At 61.9% G+C, this 22555-nt stretch carries 16 protein-coding genes and 2 pseudogenes; 10 read left to right on the plus strand and 8 right to left on the minus strand.

The genetic code is table 11. The annotated features are described in order from the left end of the window. Window positions 1-4: 4 nt before the first annotated feature. Both GV818_RS27740 and GV818_RS27745 read right to left on the minus strand, forming a co-directional pair. The gene (locus GV818_RS27740) at window positions 5-1303 is read right to left on the minus strand and encodes a glycosyltransferase (RefSeq protein ID WP_161778058.1); all 1299 of its coding nucleotides are present in this window, start codon (window positions 1301-1303) and stop codon (window positions 5-7) included. Window positions 1304-1388: 85 nt separating this feature from the next. Next, window positions 1389-1748, minus strand: a complete 360-nt coding sequence (locus GV818_RS27745) for a response regulator (RefSeq protein WP_161756319.1) — start codon at window positions 1746-1748, stop codon at window positions 1389-1391. 252 nt (window positions 1749-2000) lie between these two features. On the opposite strand from GV818_RS27745, the gene GV818_RS27750 reads away from it, so the two are divergent. The 5 genes from GV818_RS27750 to GV818_RS27770 all read left to right on the plus strand — a co-directional run bounded on the left by GV818_RS27750 (window position 2001) and on the right by GV818_RS27770 (window position 8566). Then, on the plus strand, window positions 2001-5495 hold the full coding sequence (locus GV818_RS27750) for a response regulator (protein ID WP_161778059.1): 3495 nt from the start codon (window positions 2001-2003) through the stop codon (window positions 5493-5495). Next, window positions 5495-6310, plus strand: a complete 816-nt coding sequence (locus GV818_RS27755) for a CheR family methyltransferase (RefSeq protein WP_161756321.1) — start codon at window positions 5495-5497, stop codon at window positions 6308-6310. The genes GV818_RS27750 and GV818_RS27755 overlap by 1 nt, the downstream gene beginning before the upstream one ends. Beyond that, a complete protein-coding gene (locus GV818_RS27760) occupies window positions 6307-6912 on the plus strand; it encodes a chemotaxis protein CheB (protein ID WP_161756322.1) in 606 nt (201 codons plus the stop codon). Before GV818_RS27755 ends, GV818_RS27760 begins: the two co-directional genes overlap by 4 nt. Then, a complete protein-coding gene (locus tag GV818_RS27765; RefSeq protein ID WP_161756323.1) occupies window positions 6906-8114 on the plus strand; it encodes a hybrid sensor histidine kinase/response regulator in 1209 nt (402 codons plus the stop codon). The genes GV818_RS27760 and GV818_RS27765 overlap by 7 nt, the downstream gene beginning before the upstream one ends. 74 nt (window positions 8115-8188) lie before the next feature. After that, window positions 8189-8566, plus strand: a complete 378-nt coding sequence (locus GV818_RS27770; protein ID WP_161756324.1) for a response regulator — start codon at window positions 8189-8191, stop codon at window positions 8564-8566. Between the two features lie 8 nt (window positions 8567-8574). Here the strand turns inward: GV818_RS27770 and GV818_RS27775 are convergent. Beyond that, window positions 8575-8934 (minus strand): annotated as a pseudogene (locus tag GV818_RS27775) (response regulator); the annotation flags it as partial. Between the two features lie 82 nt (window positions 8935-9016). Here GV818_RS27775 and GV818_RS27780 point away from each other — a divergent pair. Both GV818_RS27780 and GV818_RS27785 read left to right on the plus strand, forming a co-directional pair. Then, entirely contained in the window at window positions 9017-10408 is a 1392-nt protein-coding gene (locus tag GV818_RS27780) for an S-type pyocin domain-containing protein (RefSeq protein WP_161756325.1), read from the plus strand. A gap of 1 nt (window position 10409) precedes the next feature. Further along, the gene (locus GV818_RS27785; protein ID WP_178125145.1) at window positions 10410-10883 is read left to right on the plus strand and encodes a DUF6392 family protein; all 474 of its coding nucleotides are present in this window, start codon (window positions 10410-10412) and stop codon (window positions 10881-10883) included. Window positions 10884-11116: 233 nt separating this feature from the next. On the opposite strand, the gene GV818_RS27790 is transcribed toward GV818_RS27785, so the two are convergent. The 5 genes from GV818_RS27790 to mexE all read right to left on the minus strand — a co-directional run bounded on the left by GV818_RS27790 (window position 11117) and on the right by mexE (window position 19562). After that, the gene (locus tag GV818_RS27790; protein WP_161756327.1) at window positions 11117-12172 is read right to left on the minus strand and encodes a tetratricopeptide repeat protein; all 1056 of its coding nucleotides are present in this window, start codon (window positions 12170-12172) and stop codon (window positions 11117-11119) included. A gap of 73 nt (window positions 12173-12245) precedes the next feature. Beyond that, a complete protein-coding gene (locus tag GV818_RS27795) occupies window positions 12246-13145 on the minus strand; it encodes a bestrophin family protein (protein ID WP_161778060.1) in 900 nt (299 codons plus the stop codon). Window positions 13146-13704: 559 nt separating this feature from the next. Next, window positions 13705-15123 carry an efflux transporter outer membrane subunit gene (locus GV818_RS27800; RefSeq protein WP_161756329.1) on the minus strand — a complete coding sequence of 473 codons (1419 nt, stop codon included), beginning with the start codon at window positions 15121-15123 and terminating at the stop codon, window positions 13705-13707. Then, a complete protein-coding gene (locus GV818_RS27805; protein ID WP_161756330.1) occupies window positions 15120-18299 on the minus strand; it encodes an efflux RND transporter permease subunit in 3180 nt (1059 codons plus the stop codon). Before GV818_RS27805 ends, GV818_RS27800 begins: the two co-directional genes overlap by 4 nt. 15 nt (window positions 18300-18314) lie before the next feature. Further along, complete coding sequence (mexE, locus tag GV818_RS27810) at window positions 18315-19562, minus strand: multidrug efflux RND transporter periplasmic adaptor subunit MexE (RefSeq protein WP_161778061.1); 1248 nt, start codon at window positions 19560-19562, stop codon at window positions 18315-18317. A 343-nt stretch (window positions 19563-19905) separates the two neighbouring features. On the opposite strand from mexE, the gene GV818_RS27815 reads away from it, so the two are divergent. The 3 genes and pseudogenes from GV818_RS27815 to GV818_RS27825 all read left to right on the plus strand — a co-directional run. After that, a complete protein-coding gene (locus tag GV818_RS27815; RefSeq protein ID WP_161756332.1) occupies window positions 19906-21450 on the plus strand; it encodes a sigma-54-dependent transcriptional regulator in 1545 nt (514 codons plus the stop codon). Between the two features lie 291 nt (window positions 21451-21741). Further along, on the plus strand, window positions 21742-22119 hold the full coding sequence (gene gcvH, locus GV818_RS27820) for a glycine cleavage system protein GcvH (RefSeq protein ID WP_161756333.1): 378 nt from the start codon (window positions 21742-21744) through the stop codon (window positions 22117-22119). 14 nt (window positions 22120-22133) lie between these two features. Beyond that, a pseudogene (locus GV818_RS27825) lies at window positions 22134-22555 on the plus strand (glycine dehydrogenase (aminomethyl-transferring)); the annotation flags it as partial.

Genomic DNA, 22555 nt, shown 5'->3' on the forward strand with positions numbered 1-22555 from the left:
GCGGCTACGAGATCGGGCGGTTTTTTGCTTCGATCCATTGCGCCATGTATTGGGTGCTCTTGTGATGATGGTGACGCAGCATGGCCCCGGTGAAGTTGTCCCGCCGCAGTTGCGCCAGGTGCTCGCGGCCGTGCAGCAGGCGCTGGATCAGCGCTGGGCCGTGGACCTGCTGCCGGTAGCGCGCCTCAAGCAAGCGTGCGCCATCCGCCTGGGCCTGGTTCCACTGGTGCTGATCCTGATGCAGGCGCACTGCTGCCGCCGCGATGGCGCTGGCGGACTCTGCCACCACGCCCGGCCAGGGCAGGCTCCCCGCGGACATGGATTCGCTGCCCACCGGCGTGGTCACGCTGGGGGTACCACAGAGCATGGCGTCCAGCAGCTTGCCCTTGATCCCGGCGCCGAAACGCAAGGGTGCCAGGCAGACCCGCGCCGCGCTCATGACCTGCAGCGCATCTTCGGCCCAGTTCATGATGTGAAAGCCCTGGGCCGGGTTGTGCAGTGCCGCCGCTTTGGGCGGGGTGTAGGCGCCATATAGATGCAGTTGTGCGCCAGGCAGTTGCTGGCGGATCAACGGCCACACCCGGTTCTTCATCCACAGCACCGCGTCCCAGTTTGGCGCGTGGCGGAAGTTGCCGATGCTCAGGAAGTGCGCCCGCTGGGCAAACGGCACGAACGACTCTGGCAACTGCTCCAGCATCAACGGGCACCAATGCAGCAGGGCCGGCGGCAGGCGGAACTGCTCGACCAGCAGTTCGATCTCCACCTGCGAGATCATCAGGCTCAGGTCGCAGCGGTAGATCGCGGCAATTTCGCGCTTGGCCAGGTCGGTCTCGGCCATGTGCTGGAACTCCTGTTCCGCTGCCTGGGCGAACAGCGCACTGAAGTCATCTTCGTCGGCGTGGCGCTTCAGGTGCTCCTTGAGTCGCTGGTGCCGGGCGTGGCGCAGGCATTGCAGGTCCGAGGTCTCCAGCACCCGCAGGGCATTCGGGCAGTGTTGCTCCACACGCCAGCCGAACTGCTCCTCCATCATGAATTGATCGAACAGCACAATGTCGGGCGCCAGTTCGGCGACGAAACGGTCAAAACTGCTGTTATTGAGCTCGATCGGGCATTCGCGGATGCCCAGGGCGCGCAGGTCTTCCTTGTGTTCGCCTTCGTTGGCCGGGCTGGCGAAGGTCAGCTCCCAGCCCTGCTCGAGAAAGCTCTGGAGGATCTGCATCATGTGCCCGCCGGCCGCAGAGGAGCGGGGCTCGGGCCAGACGTAACCAATGATCAGGACTTTGGTTGCGGCAGTGGGACTCATGAGCGGCTATTCCTGGCAGGCGAAGGCAAAAAAAGGCCGCCATTAAACCACAGTGGGCAAGCGGCTGATCCGGCCGCCCGTGGATTCAGCCGAGGATGCTGCGCACCTTGTCCCGCAGTTGATCAATGGAGAAGGGTTTGCCAATCACCGACATGCCGCTGGGTACCTCGATGGATTCGGCGTAGCCGCTGGCGAACAGCACCGGCAATTGTGGAAGCAGTTGGCGTGCACGTTCCGCCAGCTCGCGGCCGTTCATTCCAGGCAGGCCGACATCGGTCATCAGCAGGTCGATGTGTTGCCCGTGCTCTTCCAGGAGCTTGAGCGCGGTGTCGCTGCCATCGGCCTCCAGAACACTGAATTCGAGCTCTTCAAGGACATCGACGATCAACATGCGCACGATGGCATCGTCTTCTACGACTAGGATGGTGGAAGCGCTGTCGGGCATAAGGTCACTCTCGAAAAAATGAATTCGCTGGGCGGCGCAACAGCCGGCCCTGTGCATCAGTAAGTGCCGGGTTGCCACAAGTTCCCGAAGCTGTACAAAAAAATAGGATTGTACAAGCATTGGCAAGAATAACCGCTTCCATTGTCCCAGGGCAGGCCAAATTGCGGTGACACACGCATTGGTTATAAAAAATAGCTGCGGTGACTGAATGTGGGGCAAACTTCGTTTTTTTACCTGCGCCAGGTCCATCAAATGATCCGTCCGTCCTCGGTTGATGAACAGAGTTTCCGCAAACTGCTGACCCGCAACGTCAGCCTGCCGCTGGGCGTAGGCGTGCTCAGCGCGGTTTTTTTCGTCTCGTTGATCACTTACCTGCTCTCGGTGATCCAGTGGGTGCAGCACACCGACCGGGTGATCAACAATCTCAATGAGGCGGCGCGCCTGAGCATCGACCTGGAAACCGGCATGCGCGGCTTCCTGATCACCGGCGACGAACATTTTCTCGACCCTTACGAGGTGGCCAAGCCACGCATCGTCAGTGAGCTGCGCGGCATCCAGGTGCTGGTGGCGGACAACCCTCAGCAAGTGGACCGGCTCAAGCGCCTGGAAGCCTTGCAGGTGGAGTGGAACAGCTTCGCCCAGGGGATGATCGAGCTACGCCGCCAGAACGGTGATTATCGGGCGGTGGTGCAAGCCGGGCGGGGCAAGCGCTTGACCGACGAGATCCGCAAGGAGTACGACGACGCGGTGGACATGGAGCAGCAGTTGCGGGTCAGCCGCAACGCCGACGTCAGTCGCACCACGATTCTCAGCGTGAGCCTCTATCTGCTGTTCGTGGTGGGCATCAGCGGCTTGCTCGCCTATGTCGGGCGCCGTGACCTGCTGGCGCTGTCGAAGAGCTACAGCGACAACCTCGAAGCCCAGGAGCAGAGCTCCCGGCGCCTGGAGCAGCAAGCCTGGTTGCGCAACGGCCAGACCGAGCTGGCCGAGCAAATGCTCGGCCAGCTGACGCTGAACCTGCTGGGGCGCAATATCCTGCAGTTCTGCGCCCAGTACCTGGGCTCGCCGGTGGCGGCGCTGTATGTCCGTGAAGAACATGGCGGTCTCAAGCGCGTGGCGTCTTACGGCTTCTCCCGGGAGCAGGAGGCACAGGAACAGGCGCTGTACGGCGACGAAGGCCTGGTGGGACAGGCCGCGCAGCACAAGCGGTTGATTCGCCTGGACGATGTGCCGGCGGATTATTTCAAGGTCAGCTCCGGCCTTGGCGACGGCGCGCCGCGCAGTGTGCTGGTGATGCCGACCCTGGACGATGGCCGGGTCAACGGGGTGATCGAGCTGGGTTTCCTGCGGGCCTTGAGCGAGCGTGATGTCGAATTGCTGGAGCTGATTGCCAGCAACATCGGCACCTCCATCGAGGCCGCGCGCTATCGCCAGCGGCTGCAGGAAGTCCTGGCTGAAACCCAGCAGCTCAACGAAGAACTGCAGGTGCAGCAGGAAGAACTCAAGACCGCCAACGAAGAGCTGGAAGAGCAGTCGCGGATTCTCAAGGAATCCCAGGCGCACCTGGAAACCCAGCAGGTGGAACTGGAGCAGACCAATGAACAGCTGGCCGAGCAGGCGCAGATCCTGGTGGACCAGCGCGATGCCATGGACCTCAAGAACCGCGAGTTGAACCAGGCGCAGGTGCAGTTGCAAGAGCGTGCCGAAGAGTTGCAGCGCTCCAGCAAGTACAAGTCCGAGTTCCTTGCCAACATGTCCCACGAGCTGCGCACGCCGCTCAACAGTTCGTTGATCCTGGCCAAGTTGCTGGCGGAGAACCCCCAGGAAAATCTCAGCGCCGAGCAGGTCAAGTTCGCTGAGTCGATCTACTCGGCCGGCAATGACCTGCTGAACCTGATCAACGACATCCTCGATATTTCCAAGGTCGAGGCCGGCAAGCTGGAAGTGCGTCCGGAGAATGCCAGCGTGCCGCGCCTGGTGGACGGCCTGCGCAGCCTGTTCCAGCCGTTGACCGCGGACAAGGGCCTGGACTTCAAGGTGGAACTGCAGCCGGGAGTACCGCAGATGCTGTTCACCGATTGCCAGCGGGTCGAGCAGGTCCTCAAGAACCTGCTGTCCAACGCGGTCAAGTTCACCGAGAAGGGCCAGGTCAGCCTGAGCGTGTCCGCCCAGCCGGGATCGAGGATTGCCTTCGCCGTGCAGGACTCGGGAATCGGCATCGCCGAGGATCAGCAGGAAAGCATTTTCGAAGCCTTCCGCCAGGCCGACGGCACCACCAATCGACGTTACGGCGGCACCGGTTTGGGGCTGTCGATCTCCCGGGACCTGGCAGCCCTGCTTGGTGGCTTCATCAGCGTCAGCAGCGAACCGGGTCGCGGCAGCATTTTTACCTTGGTACTGCCGGAGCAGTACAGCGAAGCGCAGCAACCGGTGCTTGCGCCACGGGTCTCGGCAGTGTCGGTCGTGGCGCCGCAAGTGCTCAGCCCGGCGGCTCCTGTGGCTGAGGTCGAGCCGGTACAGATTCCGCGCTTCGCCGATGACCGGGACAAGGCTCCGTTCAGCAGTCGCTGCATTCTGGTGGTGGAAGATGAGGCGAACTTTGCGCACATTCTCTTCGATCTGGCGCACGAGCTGGGTTACCACTGCCTGGTAGCCCACGGCGCCGATGAAGGCTACAGCCTGGCCGCCGAATTCATTCCCGACGCAATCCTGCTGGACATGCGCTTGCCCGATCACTCGGGCCTGACCGTGCTGCAGCGGCTCAAGGAACATGCCCAAACCCGGCATATCCCGGTGCATGTGATTTCGGTGGAAGACCGGGTCGAAGCGGCAATGCACATGGGCGCCGTGGGCTATGCGGTGAAACCCACCACCCGCGAGGAACTCAAGGATGTCTTCGCCCGCCTGGAAGCCAAGCTGACGCAGAAGGTCAAGCGCGTGCTGCTGGTGGAGGATGACGACCTGCAACGGGACAGCATTGCCCGGCTGATCGGCGACGACGACATCGAGATCACCGCCGTGGGCCTGGCCCAGGATGCCTTGGACCTGCTGCGCGAGAATGTCTACGACTGCATGATCATCGACCTCAAGCTGCCGGACATGCTCGGCAACGACCTGCTCAAGCGCATGTCCACCGAGGATATCCGCTCATTCCCACCGGTGATCGTCTACACCGGGCGCAACCTGACCCGTGACGAAGAGGCCGAGCTGCGTAAGTATTCGCGCTCGATCATCATCAAGGGCGCCCGTTCGCCGGAGCGCCTGCTGGATGAAGTGACGCTTTTTCTGCACAAAGTCGAATCCCAGTTGTCCCATGAGCGGCAGAAGATGCTCAAGACCGCCCGCAGCCGCGACAAGGTGTTCGAGGGGCGCAAGATCCTCCTGGTGGATGACGACGTGCGCAACATCTTCGCCCTGACCAGCGCCCTGGAACACAAGGGCGCGGTGGTGGTCATCGGTCGCAATGGTCATGAAGCCATTGCCAAACTCAATGAGGTCGAGGACATCGACCTGGTGCTGATGGATGTGATGATGCCGGAGATGGACGGTTATGAAGCCACGGTGCAGATCCGCAAGGACCCGCGCTGGCGCAAGCTGCCGATCATCGCGGTTACCGCCAAGGCCATGAAGGACGATCAGGAGCGCTGCCTGCAGGCCGGCTCCAATGATTACCTGGCCAAGCCCATCGACCTTGACCGGCTGTTTTCGCTTATCCGCGTGTGGCTGCCCAAGATGGAAAGAATTTAGTGGAGCGTAATACCGAGATCGAACTGCGTTTGCTGATCGAAGCTATCTATCTGAAATACAGCTACGACTTCCGCGACTACTCCGGCGCTTCGATCAAGCGCCGGGTCAACCACGCCTTGCGCCAGTTCGAGTGCAAGACCATTTCCGCGTTACAGGAACGGGTGCTGCACGACCCGACTGCGTTCATGCAGTTGCTGCAGTTCCTGACCATTCCGGTCAGCGAGATGTTTCGCGACCCGTCGCACTTCCTGGCCATCCGCCAGGAAGTGGTGCCGCTGCTCAAGACCTATCCGTCGATCAAGATCTGGATCGCCGGTTGCAGCACGGGCGAAGAGGTCTATTCCATGGCCATCCTGCTGCGCGAAGAGGGGCTGCTGGAACGCACCATCATCTACGCCACTGACATCAATCCCAGCTCCCTGGAGAAGGCCAAGCAAGGCATCTTCTCCCTGGAGAATGTGCGGGCCTACACCCACAACTACCAGCAGGCCGGCGGCCAGTGCTCCTTTGCCGACTACTACACGGCGGCCTATGACTACGCGATCTTCGACAAGAGCCTGCGGGACAACGTGACCTTTGCCGATCACAGCCTGGCAACCGACAGCGTATTCTCAGAAACTCAGTTAATTTCGTGTCGTAATGTATTGATTTATTTCAATAAAAAATTGCAGGATCGAGCCTTTGGGTTGTTCCATGAGTCGCTCTGCCATCGTGGGTTCCTGGTCCTGGGCAGCAAGGAAACCCTGGATTTTTCCGCCTATGGCAAGCACTTCGAACCCCTGGTCAAACAAGAACGGATCTACCGCAAGACATGAACCAGCAGATTGCCAGCCTGGGTATCTGGCCGCGAGTCGAGGCCATTGTGGTAGGGGCCTCGGCCGGTGGCGTCGAGGCCTTGCTGAGCCTGTTCAGTGGCTTGGCCCAGGGTTTTCGCCTGCCGGTGATCGTGGTCCTGCACCTGCCCGACGAACGTCGCAGCCTGTTGGCGGAGGTTTTCGCCCGGCGCCTGGCGCTGCCGGTGAAGGAGGCCGAGGACAAGGAGCAGATCGTCCCGGGCACGCTGTACTTCGCCGCCCCCGGTTATCACCTGTCGGTGGAACAGGATCACAGCCTGTCCCTGAGTCAGGAAGAACGCCTGCACCATTCACGGCCGGCCATTGATTACCTGTTCGAGTCCGCCGCCGATGCCTATGGCGCGCGCCTGGCTGCAGTGCTCCTCACCGGGGCCAGCCAGGACGGCGCCCGGGGGCTGGCCGAGGTCAAGCGCCAGGGCGGCCTGACCATCGTCCAGGACCCCGATGAAGCCCATGTGTCGACCATGCCGGATGCAGCCTTGGCCCTGCACCAGCCGGATTACATCCTCCCTTTGCGCGGCATCAGCCGTCTGCTTGTCGAGCTGGAACGAATCGCATGTTAAGTAATATTCAAGCCAAGCTGCTGATCGTCGACGACCTGCCAGAGAACCTGCTGGCCCTGGAGGCGTTGATCAAGCGTGAGGACCGCACGGTGTACAAGGCGCTGTCGGCCGACGAAGCCTTGTCGCTGCTGCTCCAGCATGAGTTCGCCATGGCCATCCTCGACGTGCAGATGCCCGGCATGAACGGTTTCGAGCTGGCTGAGCTGATGCGCGGCACCGAGAAGACCAAGAACATCCCCATCGTGTTTGTCAGCGCTGCCGGGCGCGAGCTCAACTACGCCTTCAAGGGCTACGAGAGCGGGGCGGTGGACTTCCTGCACAAGCCCCTGGATATCCACGCGGTGAAGAGCAAGGTCAACGTCTTCGTTGATCTGTATCGCCAGAGCAAGGCCATGAAGCAGCAGGTCGAGGCCCTGGAGCAGAGCCGGCGTGAACAGGAGACGTTGCTGCAAAAGCTCCAGGCCACGCAGAACGAACTGGAGCAGGCGGTGCGCATGCGCGACGACTTCATGTCCATCGTTGCCCATGAGGTGCGCACGCCGCTCAATGGCCTGATCCTGGAAACCCAGCTGCGCAAGATGCACCTGGCCCGGGAGAACGCTGCGGCCTTCAGCCTGGACAAGATGCATGCCATGGTCGATCGCGACGAGCGCCAGATCAAAAGCCTGATCCGGCTGATCGAGGACATGCTGGATATCTCGCGGATCCGTACCGGCAAGCTGTCGATCCGGCCGTCGCGTTTCGACCTGGCGCAACTGGTGCACGGCCTGGTGGAGAACTTCGCGCCCCAAGTGGAGGCGGCGCAGTGCTCGCTGACCCTGCAGGCCGAGCAGCCACTGGAAGGCAACTGGGATGAGTTTCGCATCGAGCAGGTGGTTTCCAACCTGTTGACCAATGCCTTGCGTTACGGCGCCAAGAGCCCGATCGAAGTCCGGGTGTATGCCGAGGACGGCGAGGCCCGGGTTGAAGTCCGGGATCACGGGATCGGTATCAGCGAAGACAACCAGAAACGTATTTTCCAGCAGTTCGAGCGGGTCAGCGCCAGCCACGTGGCTGCGGGGCTGGGCCTGGGGCTGTTTATTTCCGAGCAGATCGTCACCGCCCACGGTGGCTCGATCCGGGTTGAAAGCCGTATTGGCGAGGGTGCGCTGTTTCGCGTGGGCCTGCCTCTTGGCGGCGCTGGCTTGTCAGTAAATGAGTAAAAACGTCACGCGCACGCAACCTCTGCGTGACCCAATGGTCGTATCTGCAGCAATTGACCGAGCAAAGGTTTTCCATGAGTGAAGATGCACAAGACGTCGTACTGATCGTCGAAGATGAACCGGTGATTCTGATGCTGCTGGCCGACTACCTGTCGGGCCTGGGCTACTGGGTCTTACAAGCCGAAAACGGTGAGCAGGCGTTCGAGATTCTCGCCAGCAAGCCGCACCTGGACCTGATGATCACCGATTACCGGCTGCCAGGCGGGATCACCGGGGTGATGATCGCCGAGCCGGCGGTGAAACTGCGCCCGGACCTCAAGGTGATCTTCATCAGCGGTTATCCCAATGAAATCCTCGAGTGCGGCAGTCCCATTACCCGCAAGGCGCCGATCCTGGCCAAGCCCTTCGACCTCAGTAGCCTGCACGAACAGATCCAGCGCCTGCTGGCCTGAACCGCCGCTCAGTCACCGACCATTTCCCGCACCTTGGGGGGCAGCAGGTCAAAGGTGAAGGGTTTGCTGATCAGCTGCATGCCGGGGTCAAGAAAGCCGCCACGGACGGCCGCGCGCTCGGCATAGCCAGTGATGAACAGGACCTTCAATTGCGGGCGCATCTGCCGCCCGATCTCTGTCAACTGCCGGCCATTCATGCCCGGCAGCCCGACATCGCTGATCAATGGATCAATACGTTGCCCCGAATCGACAATCGGTATCGCGCTGTGCGCGTTGCCAGCCGCGAGGAAGGCGTAGCCGAGTTTGCCGAGTACCGCACAGATTCGCACCCGCACCGCCAAATCGCCCTCGACGATCAGCCCGACTTCGTGATTTCTCGGATGTTTCCTACAGAGTAAATCTCAGCTTGCGTAGTAGGGTCTGCGATTGACTGAAACGCCGAGGGAACATATGCGTTTGCTCAAAAGTACTGATCCTGGAGCACACGATGCTGAGCCGCCACATTCTGCCGAGGCCACGGTCCGTAAGGCGTTGGCGAGCAATCGAGCAAGTCTTGAAGGCCTGGATGAGTTGTTACGCGAGCACTACACCATCAACAGTGATCGGGACATTCTCGATGCCGTTAGAAATGGTGACTGGGTGTTGGTCGAAAACAGCTCTAGCGCAGGAGGCGGCGGCGGTATTGCTCGCCGCGCCTTAGAGTCAGAACCGGTTTACATCCAGAAAGACCAATGGCCTGACCCCAAGCCCCGTACTGAGCTCATCTTCGCCAAATCCATCAGCACTGCGCCCTGGGGCACCACCAAGGCGGGCACCGACAGCGAGCCAGCGGCAAACTTCGGCAAGACCATGGTTCTGGCGTCCTCAACAGCAGAGGTCGGGCTGGGAAAAATTGCCGGAGAGCTCATCCTAAGAAGTTTCGTTTGGTCACTGGAAGCAAGCGGTACGCTGCTAAAAAATGCTGCAGGTCCTATGGGGCGTGTAGTGATTCTGGCAATGACCCCGACCATGCTCGGTGACGGCTCGTTCTACACCGAAAAACAGTTGCAGGACATGCGCGCCGCTACCACGCGGGTTCGTTTCCAGTTCCGCCGCGATGGCCAAGGTGCTCTCCAGATCTATGGCATCCACACCAGCGCCCAGTCAGGACAAGACTCGGTTCCGGTGATCAAAGCCCAATGGAATGCCGAAAAAAGCGCCATGGAAGCCAACCTCGGCACGATCACGATTATCTGGACGCCCAACCACGGGCCGGTGGTGACAACCCCCACCGCTTATCCTGGCGTGACTGACGAACTGGCTAACATCATGGTCCACCCCATCAGCGAAGGGGGTGACAGCAAGATCGAAGGCTCTCCCATTGATGAGCTGAAAGCCAAAGACTGTATTGTCACGTTCCCGGCTGACTCCGGGATCAAGTCGTTGTACCTGGTTTTTGCCAAACCGATGGTCAATCCGTTGGAGGTTGGACCTGCCAATGACCTGTCCAGTAGAAGTGCAAAGGATGGGTTGGATATTGACCACATGCCGTCGAAGAAAGCGCTGGAAACTTTTTTGAAGACAAACGTTCCCGGCATAACTGATACGAGGATAAAAACCGCCCTACGGAAAGCTCCAAGCATCGCCATCCCGCGCACAGTCCACCAGAAATACAGCGAGACATATGGCGGCAGAAACACCAAAGTTCAACAGGCCAAAGATGCCACAGACCTACGCACGGCTGTAGAGACTAATCTCGATGCAATCAAGCCTTATTTGCTCGAAGAAGGCTTTACCGAAGAGCAGATCGAAACGGCACGCACCGAACTGCACAACCTTCATCAGGAACAAGGCTGGTATTGATATGAACGCAGCAATGATTGATGAGCTAGTTAAAAGCCTTGGGCGTACTTACCCCGAAATGATTGCCTCAGGGATGTATCTACCGGGCGGCCCTCCAAAAGGAATCTTCGAAGACAGCGACACCTTATCAATGTCGCCTGGGCCAGGTATAGAACTGGGATTCTGGGCCAGAAATCAACGGTTTGAAGATCTATTTGTCACTTTTCTAAAAGGCTTCGAAGGAGAACAAACTTACACAGGAAGTCTGCCCTACCAACTCAAAACCAAGATGAACCAGGCTTGGGTCAGATCCCAGTATGGCGAACCGCTGGAATCAGGCGCTCCCTATAGAATCCCTGTGCTGGGTATGACTGGCGGGTGGGATTGCTATCGACTCCCAAGCATCTCCAAAGACATCAATGTGTTGTTCAAGTACAACACTGAAATGGAAGTGGATGGAGTCGTCTTTAGGCTGAACGAAAAGTCGCACGTCTAGCATCTGGAGTGATCTTTTGCCGAAGGCGGTCACCGATCGTTGTCCGGGTTGCGCAATCGCCGCAACTCACCTTGAGCGACTTCTTCCAGTAGTGCGAAGGAGTACCGCCCCAACACATGGATGTGCTCGAAGATCAGCAGTGACGCGAATGCGTTGATGTGGCTGCTTGTTCACTGGCCCGCCGAGGGCCAGCACCGTTCAACTGTTGTCGCGGACAGGCATTCGCCGGTGGCTTACAGACCCTGTTGCAATGCCGGGTCGTCGGGGTTCTGCTGCTCCAGCTGGGCCAGCAGCACTTGGACATTCTGCAGTTGGCCGCTTTCTTTCCAGTAGTTGATCAGCAATACCCGCGCCTTGCGGTTGTAAGGCTGGCGCTGGACGATTTCCTCCAGTTGTTTCTGCGCGGCTTCCAGCTCTTGTTCGCTGTACAGGGTGGTGGCCAGGTCGTAACGGTAGGCGGCGTTGTTGGGCTCCAGTTCCACCGCCCGGGACAGGCCCAGCAAGGCAAACTCGCCCTGGTCGTGGTGCAGCAGCCAGAGCCCCAGGGCATGTTGCAGGTAGGCCGAGTCCTGCTGGGCTTGCAGTTGCTTGGCCAGTAGCTGGCGGGCCGCTTCGCTCTGGCCTTGCTTGTCCAGCACTTCGATCTGCAGCACCACCGCCTGCAGGTTGTCCGGGGCCAGGCGCAGGGCCTGTTCCAGGGTCTGCTGGGCTTTGACCAGGTCGGCGTTGTGCAGGTACAGGCGCGCCAGTTGGTACTGCGCCTCGACGTTGTCGCCCCGGGTCTTGAGCACCTGGGTGTATTCGTCGATCACCTGCTGCAATGGGCCGAAGTACAAACCCTGGTCATCCGGGGACAGGCCCAGCAGGGCATCCACTGCGGCAAACCGCACGCTTTGCTCATGATCGTCGAGCAACGGTCCCAGCAGCAGGCTGCGCTGGCCGTTGGGCACCAGACCGAGCACGCTCTTGATCGCGGCTTTGCGCACTTCGGCCGAGGGATGGTAGAGGTCGGCGTCCGCCAGTTTCAGGGCTTGCGGGCTTGGGTAGTTGGGCAGTACGGCCAGCAGGCGGATGCGTTGCGGGTCGCTGAGGTCGGGCCGTCCCAGTTGCTGGTAGAGCATCCGGGCCGCGCCCGGCTGGCCGTTGCGGGCCTTTTCCAGGGCCTGGCCATAGCCATGCTTGATGGCCTCGGGCACCGCCGGCGGACTGCTGCGCAGAAAGCTCCAGGCCAGGGCCAGGACGATGACGATAACCAGGCTGATCAGCAGGTAGCGGCGGGGTCGGGTCATGCAGGAGTCCATAGCTGACGACTTTTTGAAGGCGCAAGCTTCGGTCAGGAATCGGTCCGAGTCAAACCCGCGCTCAGGTCAGCACATATTCCTGGGGTTCCAGCGCTGGCGGCAGGTCGCGCTGCCCCAGTGCCGCCAGGACTTCGCGCTCCAGGCCACGCAATAGAGCGCTGCACGGCAGGTCGTTGTCGTCGTAGCCGAAAGGGTCTTCCAGATCGTTGCCGATCTCGTCCAGGCCCAGGAAGGTGTAGCTGATGATGGCGGTGAAGATCGGTGCCAGCCAGCCCAGGGGCTCGGCCATGGCGAATGGCAGGATGATGCAGAACAGGTAGATGGTGCGGTGCAGCAGCAGGGTGTAGGGAAAAGGCAGCGGGGTGTTCTGGATCCGCTCGCAGGAGGCCTGCACCAGGCTCAGGCTGACCAGCCGGGTTTCCAGCTGGGTGTAGCGCCATTCGCTGATCAGCCCTTGCCCGGCCCATTGCGAACAGCGTTGGCCGATGCGCTGCAACTGGGCATCGGCGAGGTTCGGGTGGCCGGGGTCGAGGCTGGCCTGGGCCCAGGGACGCAGGGCGGCGGCCTCGTCTTCATGGCGCAGGCGGGCGATCAGGCTGTGGGCGAAACCGCACAGGTCCCGCAGCAGGCCCTCGCGTTCCGGATTGCTCTCGATCACCAGGCTTTCCCGGATTAGCGAACGCACTTCGATGATCAGTTGACCGAGCTGCTTGCGGCCTTCCCACCAGCGGTCGTAGCAAGCGTTGTTGCGAAAGCTCATGAAGATCGACAGCGACAGCCCCAGCAGGGTGAAGGGCGTGGCGTTGACCTTGGAGAAATAGCTCGGTTCCAGGGTTTCTATCAGCACGATGGCCGAGGCCAGCAGGGTCACCAGCGCGCAGCGCCAGGCAATGCGCTTGGCGATCGAACCCTTGAGGGCGAAGAGGATGCTGATCAGGTTGGGCTTGGGACGGACAATCATCGGGGATGGGCCAGGGCGACTACACGGCGGGTGAAGATTAGGAGCCTGCCGGCGGCCTGTCCAATCGCTATGCCCGACCGCATGATCGACGGTCTCTATCACCACGCCAACTTGTAGGAGCCGGCTTGCCGGCGAAGTGGGCCTTGAGCCGTGTAGCGTTCTGGCGGACGCCTTCGCTGGCAAGCCAGCTCCTACGGCTGGCAGGAAATATGCGGATATTTGTAGGAGCCGGCTTGCCGGCGAAGAGGGCCTTGAGCCGTGTAGCGTTCTGGCGGGCGCCTTCGCTGGCAAGCCAGCTCCTACGGCTGGCAGGGAATGTGCGGATATTTGCAGGAGCCGGCTTGCCGGCGGAGAGGGTCTTGAGCTGTGTGGCGTTCTGGCGGGCGCCTTCGCTGGCAAGCCAGCTCCTACGGCTGGCAGGAAATATGCGGATATTTGTAGGAGCCGGCTTGCCGGCGAAGGCGTCCCCGAGACGAGCAAAAAAAGCCCCGCGACCGAATGATCCACGGGGCAAAAATTTGGTTGGTTGCGGCCAACCAAAGGAGCTCGTTGCAAATCCTTACTTGCTGGCCACTGTCTGTGGCTGCCAGCCGCCACCCAGGGCTTTGTAGATGGCGACGATGCCGCGGTACAGGTCGACTTCGGCCAGGGCCTGGGAGTCTTCGGCCGCCAGGCGTTCCCGCTGGGCGTCCAGCAACACCAGGAAGTCCACGGTGCCTTCGCGGTAGCGGATCTCGGCGAGGTCGGCCGCGGCGCGGCTGGACTCGCTCTGGCGGATCAGCGAGATCAGCCGTTGCTGGCGCTTGCCGTAGTCGCTGAAGGCGTTTTCCGACTCTTCCAGGGCCAACAGCACTTGCTGCTCATAGTTGGCCAGGGCGCCATCGGCGTTGGCATCGGCACCACGCAAGCGGGCCCGCACGCTGCCCAAATCGAAGGCCGCCCAGGTGATGCTCGGGCCCAGGGCCCAGGCATTGGCCGCACTGGAGCCGATCTGCGAACCGCGTCCCGCGGTGAAACCGAGGAAACCGCTGAGGCTGACCCGAGGGAACAGGTCGGCCTTGGCCACGCCGATACGCGCGGTGGCCGCGGCCAGTTTGCGTTCGGCGCTGAGGATGTCCGGGCGCCGTTGCAGCAGTTCACCCGGATCTCCAATCGGCAGCGCCTTGGCAATCGCCGGCAATTGGGCCGGCGCAAGGTCGACGGTCAGTTTGTCCGGGCGCTCACCCAACAGGGTGGCGATGCGGTTGCGCTGGCGGGTCTGTTCGGCCTGCAGTTGCGGCACGCTGGCTTCCACCGATGCCAGGCGCGCATCGGCGCGGACCACATCGAGCTGGTCGCCCACCCCGGCATCGCGCAGGCTTTCGGTGATCTTGCGCGACGCCTGCTGGTTGTTCAGGTTGGCCAGGGCGATCTTTTCCCGTAACTGGGCGCCACGCAGTTGGCCGTAGGCGTCCACCAGCTCGGCAATCATGGTGACTTGCAACTGGTAGAGATCGGCTTCGGCGGCCTGCTGGTCGGCGTCGGTGGCTTCCAGGTTGCGCTGGATGCGGCCGAACAGGTCCAGCTCCCAGGCCATGTCCAGGCCCAGGTCGTAGCGCTCGCTGTTGACCCGCTTGCTGGTCTGGCCAGGGATCTGCCCCTTGGCCAGGTCGCTGCTGGCGCGGCTGGTGATGGTGGGCATCGCATCGTTGCTGGCGTCATCGCGAATCGCCCGGGCGGCCCGCAGGCGGGCAAAGGCCACGCGCAACTCGCGGTTGCCTTGCAGGGATTGAGTCACCAACTGGTTGAGGGTCGGGTCATCGAACTGCTGCCACCAGATGCCTTCGAAACGTGCACGGTCAAAGTTCTGCTTGGCGCTGCCATCGGCGGCGGCCGTGATGTTGGCCGCCTCCGGGGCCGGGGTCTTGTAGTCCGGGCCAACGGCACAGGCGCTCAGGGCCAGTACCAGGAGGCTCGGCAGGAAGACTTTCAGGCTCATTGTTGCGCCTCCAGTTGCAGGGCACGGGCCGCTTTGCGGGCTTCGCCACGCTCGACGAAATTACGGATCAGGACGTAGAACACCGGGGTCAGCAGCAGGCCGAAGAAGGTCACCCCGAGCATCCCGGAGAACACCGCGACTCCCATGGCGTGACGCATTTCCGCACCGGCGCCGCTGGAGAACACCAGGGGCACCACACCCATGATGAAGGCGAACGAGGTCATCAGGATCGGCCGCAGACGCAGGCGGCAGGCTTCCAGCACCGCCGCCAGCGGGTCGAGGCCTTCCTGCTGTTTATCCTTGGCGAACTCGACGATCAGAATCGCGTTCTTGCACGCCAGGCCCACCAGTACGATCAGGCCGATCTGGGTAAAGATGTTGTTGTCGCCACCGGACATGATCACCCCGGTAATCGCCGACAGCAGGGTCATCGGCACGATCAGGATCACCGCCAGCGGCAGGCTCCAGCTCTCGTATTGCGCGGCCAGTACCAGGAAGGCCAGGAGCACGCAGAGCGGGAACACGAACAGCGCGGTGTTGCCGGAAAGGATCTGCTGGTAGGTCAGCTCGGTCCATTCGTAGGTCATGCCGTTGGGCAGTTCTTCCTTGAGCAGTTTCTCGATCGCCGCTTCAGCCTGGCCGGAGCTGTAGCCGGGGGCTGCGGCGCCGTTGATTTCAGCGGTGACAAAGCCGTTGTAGTGCATCACCCGGTCCGGGCCCGAGGTGTCGCTGACCTTGATGAAGGTCGCCAGCGGGATCATCTCGCCCTTGTTGTTACGCACTTTCAGCTGGCCGATCTGCTCGGACTCCAGGCGGAACTGCTGCTCGGCCTGAACGTTGACCTGATAGGTGCGCCCAAAGCGGTTGAAGTCGTTGGCATACAGCGAACCCAGGTAGATCTGCAGGGTGTCGAAGATGTCGCTGATCGCCACGCCGTGGGTCTTGGCCTTTTCCCGGTCGATGGCGGCATCGACCTGCGGCACGTTGACCTGGTAGCTGGTGAACAGGCCGGCCAGTTCCGGCACGCTACGGCTTTTGGTAATGACGTTCTGCACTTCCTTGTACAGCTCCTCGTAACCCAGGCCGCTGCGGTCCTCGACTTGCAGGCGGAAGCCGCCAATGGTGCCCAGGCCCTGTACCGGCGGCGGTGGGAAGATCGCCATGTAAGCTTCCTGGATGTCGGCGTACTTGCCGTTCAGGGCACCGGCGATGGCCCCGGCGGACATGCTCGGGTCCTTGCGCTCGTTGAACGGTTTCAGGGTCACGAAGACGATGCCGTTGTTCGGGCTGTTGGTGAAACCGTTGATCGACAGGCCTGGGAAGGCCACTGCGCTTTCCACGCCCGGCTGTTTCAGGGCCAGGTCGGACATGCGCTTGATCACCTCTTCGGTACGGTCCAGGCTCGCGGCGTCCGGCAGTTGGGCGAAGGCCACCAGGTACTGTTTGTCCTGGGGTGGAACGAAGCCGGTCGGGGTATGGGCGAAGCCGAACCAGGTCAGCACCATCAGGCCGGCATACAGGAACAGGGCGATGCCGCTGCCACGGATGACCCGGCGCACAGTCCCCACGTAACCATGGCTTGCTCGTTCGAAGAAGCGGTTGAACGGGCGGAACAGCCAGCCGCCGAAGAGCGTGTCGAGCAACTTGGAGAAACGGTCTTTGGGCGCGTCGTGGCCCTTGAGCAATACCGCAGCCAGAGCCGGCGACAGGGTCAGCGAGTTGAATGCCGAGATCACCGTGGAAATGGCAATGGTCAGGGCGAACTGCTTGTAGAACTGGCCGGTCAGGCCGCTGATGAAGGCGGCAGGAATGAACACCGCGCACAGTACCAGGGCCGTGGCGATGATCGGGCCGGTCACTTCACGCATGGCACGCTTGGTGGCTTCGATCGGGGTCAGGCCCAGCTCGATGTTGCGCTCGACGTTCTCCACCACGACGATGGCGTCGTCCACCACGATACCGATGGCCAACACCAGTCCGAACAGCGACAGGGCGTTGAGCGAGAAGCCGAACATGTGCATGACGGCAAAGGTACCGATCAATGACACCGGAACCGCCACCAGCGGGATGATCGAGGCGCGCCAGGTCTGCAGGAACAGGATCACCACCAGCACTACCAGGATCAGTGCTTCGAACAGGGTGTGCACCACCGCTTCGATGGAACCGCGGACGAAGATGGTCGGGTCGTAGACGATGCTGAAGTCCATGCCTTCAGGGAAGCTCTGCTTCAGTTCGGCCATCTTGGCCCGCACTTCATTGGAGATCTCGATGGCATTCGAGCCCGGGCGCTGGAAGATCGGGATCGCCACCGCCGGCTGATTGTTCAGCAAGGAACGCAGGGCGTACTGGCTGGAACCCAGCTCGACCCGGGCAATGTCCTTGAGGCGGGTGATTTCACCATTGTCGCCTGCGCGAATGATGATGTTCTCGAACTCTTCCTCGGTGACCAGGCGCCCTTGGGTGTTGACCGACAGCTGGAAGCTGGTGGCGTTGGGGGCCGGAGGCGTACCCAGGGCGCCGGCCGCGACCTGGCGGTTCTGCTCGCGGATCGCGGTGACCACGTCAGTGGCGGTGAGGTTGCGCGAAGCGGTCTTGTTCGGATCGAGCCAGACCCGCAGCGAGTAGTCGCCCATGCCGAACAGCTGCACATCACCGACACCGCCCAGGCGCGCCAGCTCATCCTTGATGTTGAGCAGGGCGTAGTTGGACAGGTAGAGCATGTCGTAGCGTTTGTCCGGCGAGGTCAAGTGCACAACCATGGTCAGGTCGGGCGAGGCCTTGTCGACGGTGATGCCGATGCGTGTCACTTCCTCCGGCAACTTCGGTTGGGTCCGGGTCACGCGGTTCTGCACCTGTACCTGGGCATTGTCCAGGTCGGTGCCCAGGGCGAAGGTGATGGTCAGGGTGATCTTGCCATCAGCGGTGGATTGCGAGGACATGTAGAGCATGTTCTCGACCCCGGTGATCGCCTGTTCCAGTGGCGCGGCCACGGTTTCACCGATGACCTTGGGGTTGGCCCCCGGGAAGTTGGCACGTACCACCACGGTCGGTGGCACCACTTCCGGGTATTCGCTGATCGGCAGCTGGAACAGCGAGATGGCGCCGGCGATCAGGATCAGCAGCGACAGTACCGCGGCGAAGATCGGCCTTGAAATGAAGAACTGGGAAAAATTCATCTTGAGAGTCGTCCCTTAACCGCGCGGTGTCGCAGCGGCGAGTTTCACAGCCGGAGCCGCCTTGGCAGGGGTGACCTGCGGCAGGTTGCTGGCTTCCAGTGCTTGGCGTTGTTGGGCCAGGGCGGCGAGGGTTTCCTTGCTGGCCATGGGGATCACTTCAGGCGTGACCGGTGCGCCCGGGCGTGCCCGCTGCAAACCCTTGACGATGATCGTGTCGTCCTTGCTCAGGCCGTTGCGCACGATGCGCAGGCCTTCGATCTTCGGCCCCAGTTCGACGGCGCGGTAGGCCGGCTTGTTGTCGGCGTCCATCACCAGTACGAACTTCTTGCCCAGGTCGGTGCCCACCGCTTCGTCGTTGATCAGCATTGCCGAATAGGTGCCGCTGCCCACCAGTTTCAGGCGCGCATAGAGGCCCGGGGTGTAGCTGCCGTCGCTGTTGTCGAACACCGCGCGACCACGGATGGTGCCGGTCTTGGGGTTGACCTGGTTGTCGACGAAGTTCATTTGCCCCTGGTGCGGATGGCCTTCTTCATTGGACAGGCCCAGGTACACCGGCGTGGTCTGGCCGCGCTGGCCCTGGCGGGCGAGCTGGGTGTACTTGAGGTATACGCGCTCATCCGCATCGAAGTAGGCGTAGACCTTGTCGGTGGAGACCAGGCTGGTGAGCGGGGTGGTGTCGGCGGTCACCAGGTTGCCGGCGGTGATCTGTGCGCGGCTGACGCGACCGCTGATGGGCGCAACCACGCGGGTGAAGCTCAGGTTGAGCTTGGCTACGTCCAGTTGCGCCTGGATTGCGTCGACCCCGGCGCGGGCTTCCTGGGCGGCGCTGGTGCGGGTGTCGGCAAGTTCGGCGGAGATCGCGTTGCTGCTCAGCAGGCGCTGGCCGCGCTGGGCTTCGTTGGCACTGCGGGTTGCGCCGGCCCGGGCTTGTTGCAACTGGGCTTCCAGGCGCCGTACTTCGGCCTGGAACGGCCGAGGGTCGATCTGGAACAGCAGGTCGCCTTTCTTCACCAAGGCGCCTTCGGTGAACGCCACCTGATCGATCTGGCCTGAGACCCGCGGGCGAATCTCGACGGTTTCCGGGGCTTCCAGGCGTCCGGTGAACTCATCCCATTCGTTGACCGGTTGTTCTAGCACCTTGGCCACGCTGACTTTGGCAGCCGGTGGGGCGGAGGCGGTTTCCGGGGCTTTGCCACAAGCGCTCAGCACCAGCACGGCAAGCGCGGCCAGTGGAAAGCGTAAGAGTTTGACTGACTGGTCCATGGTGCATCCGCCAAGGTAATTTAAGATGGGCGGATGATGCTCGGCGGGGGTGGTATCTCACGAATCGAATGAAGCGAAGGTAACTATCATTCGGAATGATATAAGACCCAAGCAAGCCCTCTAGCATGCACCTTTAGTTAGGTTGCTATCAATTGCTGGGAATGCAATTCAATGTTTCCGTGCCGGTAACAGCGGCCGGGGGAAATGCCTGCTGGATCGGTTCCTCTCTTTACCCGCACCGCTGACAATGCCCATCATGGATCCCGCCGGGTATCACCGGCGCTGGCTTCATCGCGGCCAGCAAGATCACCCTCAATCCAGCGCCGCAGCCCCAGAGACCATCATGCGAATCCACGTCAGTTTCCACGACCGCGTCGGCATTACCCAGGAAGTCCTGGCCTTGCTCGGCGCGCGCAATCTCAACCTGGACGCGGTGGAGATGATCCCGCCGAACGTCTACATCGACGCCCCGGACCTGAGCCAGGCGGTACTCGATGAGCTCAACTACGCGTTACTGCGGGTGGAAGGGGTCAAGGCCGTCGAACGGGTGGACTTGCTGCCAGGCCAGCGTCGGCACCTGCAACTGGACGCGTTGCTGGCCGCCATGAGTGACCCGGTGCTGGCAGTCGATCCTGCGGGCTATGTGTTGTTGGCCAACCCCAAGCTGGTGGAATTGTGCGGTCGCGAGCCGGCGGGGGAGCCGCTGTCGCAGTTGTTCGCCGAATCGGTGCTGGCGCAGACCCTGATCGACAAGGGCTTTCGCCTGCCGATGTGCGAGGTCAACTTCATGGGGCAGGACTTGCTGCTGGATGCCACTCCCATTACCGGTGGGGCACAGCACCGACGGTTGTTGGCCGGCGGGCTGCTGACCCTGTATCCGCCGAGCCGTATCGGCGAGCGCCTGGCCTCGTTGCACCACGATCACGCCGAAGGCCTCGATGCCTTGCTGGGCAAGTCCGCGGCGCTCAAGCAACTCAAGGCCCGCCTGCACAAAGTGGCTGGCCTCGATGCACCCTTGTTGATCCAGGGCGAAACCGGCACCGGCAAAGAGCTGGTAGCGCGCGCCTGCCATGCCTTGAGCGCGCGCCGTGACGCGCCGTTCCTGGCGCTGAACTGTGCGGCGCTCCCCGAAAGCCTGGCCGAGAGCGAGTTGTTCGGCTATTCCGCGGGGGCCTTTACCGGGGCCCAGCGTGGCGGCAAGCCGGGGTTGCTGGAGCTGTCGGACAGCGGCACGGTGTTTCTCGATGAAGTGGGGGAAATGTCGCCTTACCTGCAGGCCAAGCTCCTGCGGTTTCTCAGCGACGGCTGTTTCCGCCGCGTCGGTGGCGACCGTGAAGTGCAGGTCAATGTCCGGGTGTTGTGCGCCACGCACCGCAACCTCGAGCGCATGGTGGCGGAAGGCAGTTTCCGCGAGGATCTGTATTACCGTCTCAACGTGCTCAACCTGATGGTCCCGGCGCTGCGCGAACGTGGCCAGGACATCATCCTCTTGGCCGAGCACTTCCTGCGTCAAGCCTGCACCCAGATCCAGCGTGCGCCTTGCCACCTGGCCCTGGCGACATACCCGCTGCTGCTGGGCAATCGCTGGGCAGGCAATGTGCGGCAATTGCAGAACGTGATTTTCCGCGCGGCGGCGATTTGCGAAGGCGCGGTGATCGATTGCGACGGGCTGGAGCTGGCCGGGACCGCGCTGGTCAGCCAGCAGGTCGGCCCCGAGGAGGTTTCCAGCCTCGAGGCGGCGATGCAGGGGTACGAGAAATCCTTGCTGGAGCGCTTCTACGCAGCCTATCCCTCGACCCGCCAACTGGCCCAGCGCCTGCAGACGTCTCACACAGCCATTGGCCAGCGGTTGCGCAAATACGGGATTTCCTCTCGGTCCCTGGAGTGACGGCGGGGCGGGTGGTTCGATTGTGCTCCAGTGGAGCGATTTCGCTCCGCTTGTGCGTCAGCCATGCTTGGCTGCGGTTGCGCCCGGCCAGGCCGCGGGATGTGCTTGAACCCATGGAGCGATTTCGCTCCATGGGTTCACCGGCAAGTTGCCGAAATCTTAATTAACTCATTGATAGTCAAGCATTTACTTCTATTGGCATCCGCCTTGCTCTTGTTCATCCAGCCGAGCCGTTTGCACGCTCGCCTGTTCGTCCTGCCCCAGGACACACTGATAACAAGAGGAAGATTCATGAGCACGCTGCGTTTTACTCTCGAGCATGAATGGCTGCGCCTGGAAGACTCCGGCGAGCTGACGGTCGGCATCACCACCTTTGCCCAGGAGGCCCTGGGCGATGTGGTGTTCGTCCAGTTGCCGGAACCAGGTGCCTATGAGGAAGGCTACGAAGTGGCGGTGGTGGAGTCGGTGAAGGCCGCCAGCGCGATCAGCATGCCGCTGACCGGCGAGGTGGTGGCGGTGAACCAGGCACTGAGCGAGACCCCGGAGCTGGTCAACGCTTCACCGATGGCGGAGGGCTGGTTCCTGCGCATCCGCATCGACGACCTCGCGGCCCTCGACGGCCTGCTGGACCAGGACGGCTACGACCGTTTCCTGGCCGATAACGCCTGAGCCGGGGTGCTGACATGAGCAGAGCACAGACCCCGTCCGCCACCGACAACGAGTTCATTGCCCGGCATATCGGCCCGCGCCAGGATGACGAGCAGGCCATGCTGGCGGTGATCGGCCATGAGTCGCTGGCGGCGCTGATCGCCAGCATCATCCCCGACAGCATCAAGGGCACCAGCGTACTGGAGCTGGGCCACGGCCAGAGCGAAGCCGAGGCCCTGACCTCGATCAAGGCCATCGCCGCCAACAACCAGCTGTTCAAGACCTACATCGGCCAGGGCTACTACAGCTGCCACACACCGTCGCCGATTTTGCGCAACCTGCTGGAAAACCCGGCCTGGTACACCGCCTACACCCCGTACCAACCGGAAATCTCCCAGGGTCGGCTGGAAGCGCTGCTGAACTTCCAGACCTTGATCAGCGACCTCAGCGGCCTGCC

It is taken from the genome of Pseudomonas sp. Fl4BN1 (assembly GCF_009908285.1).
In the GTDB taxonomy this organism is placed as follows: domain Bacteria; phylum Pseudomonadota; class Gammaproteobacteria; order Pseudomonadales; family Pseudomonadaceae; genus Aquipseudomonas.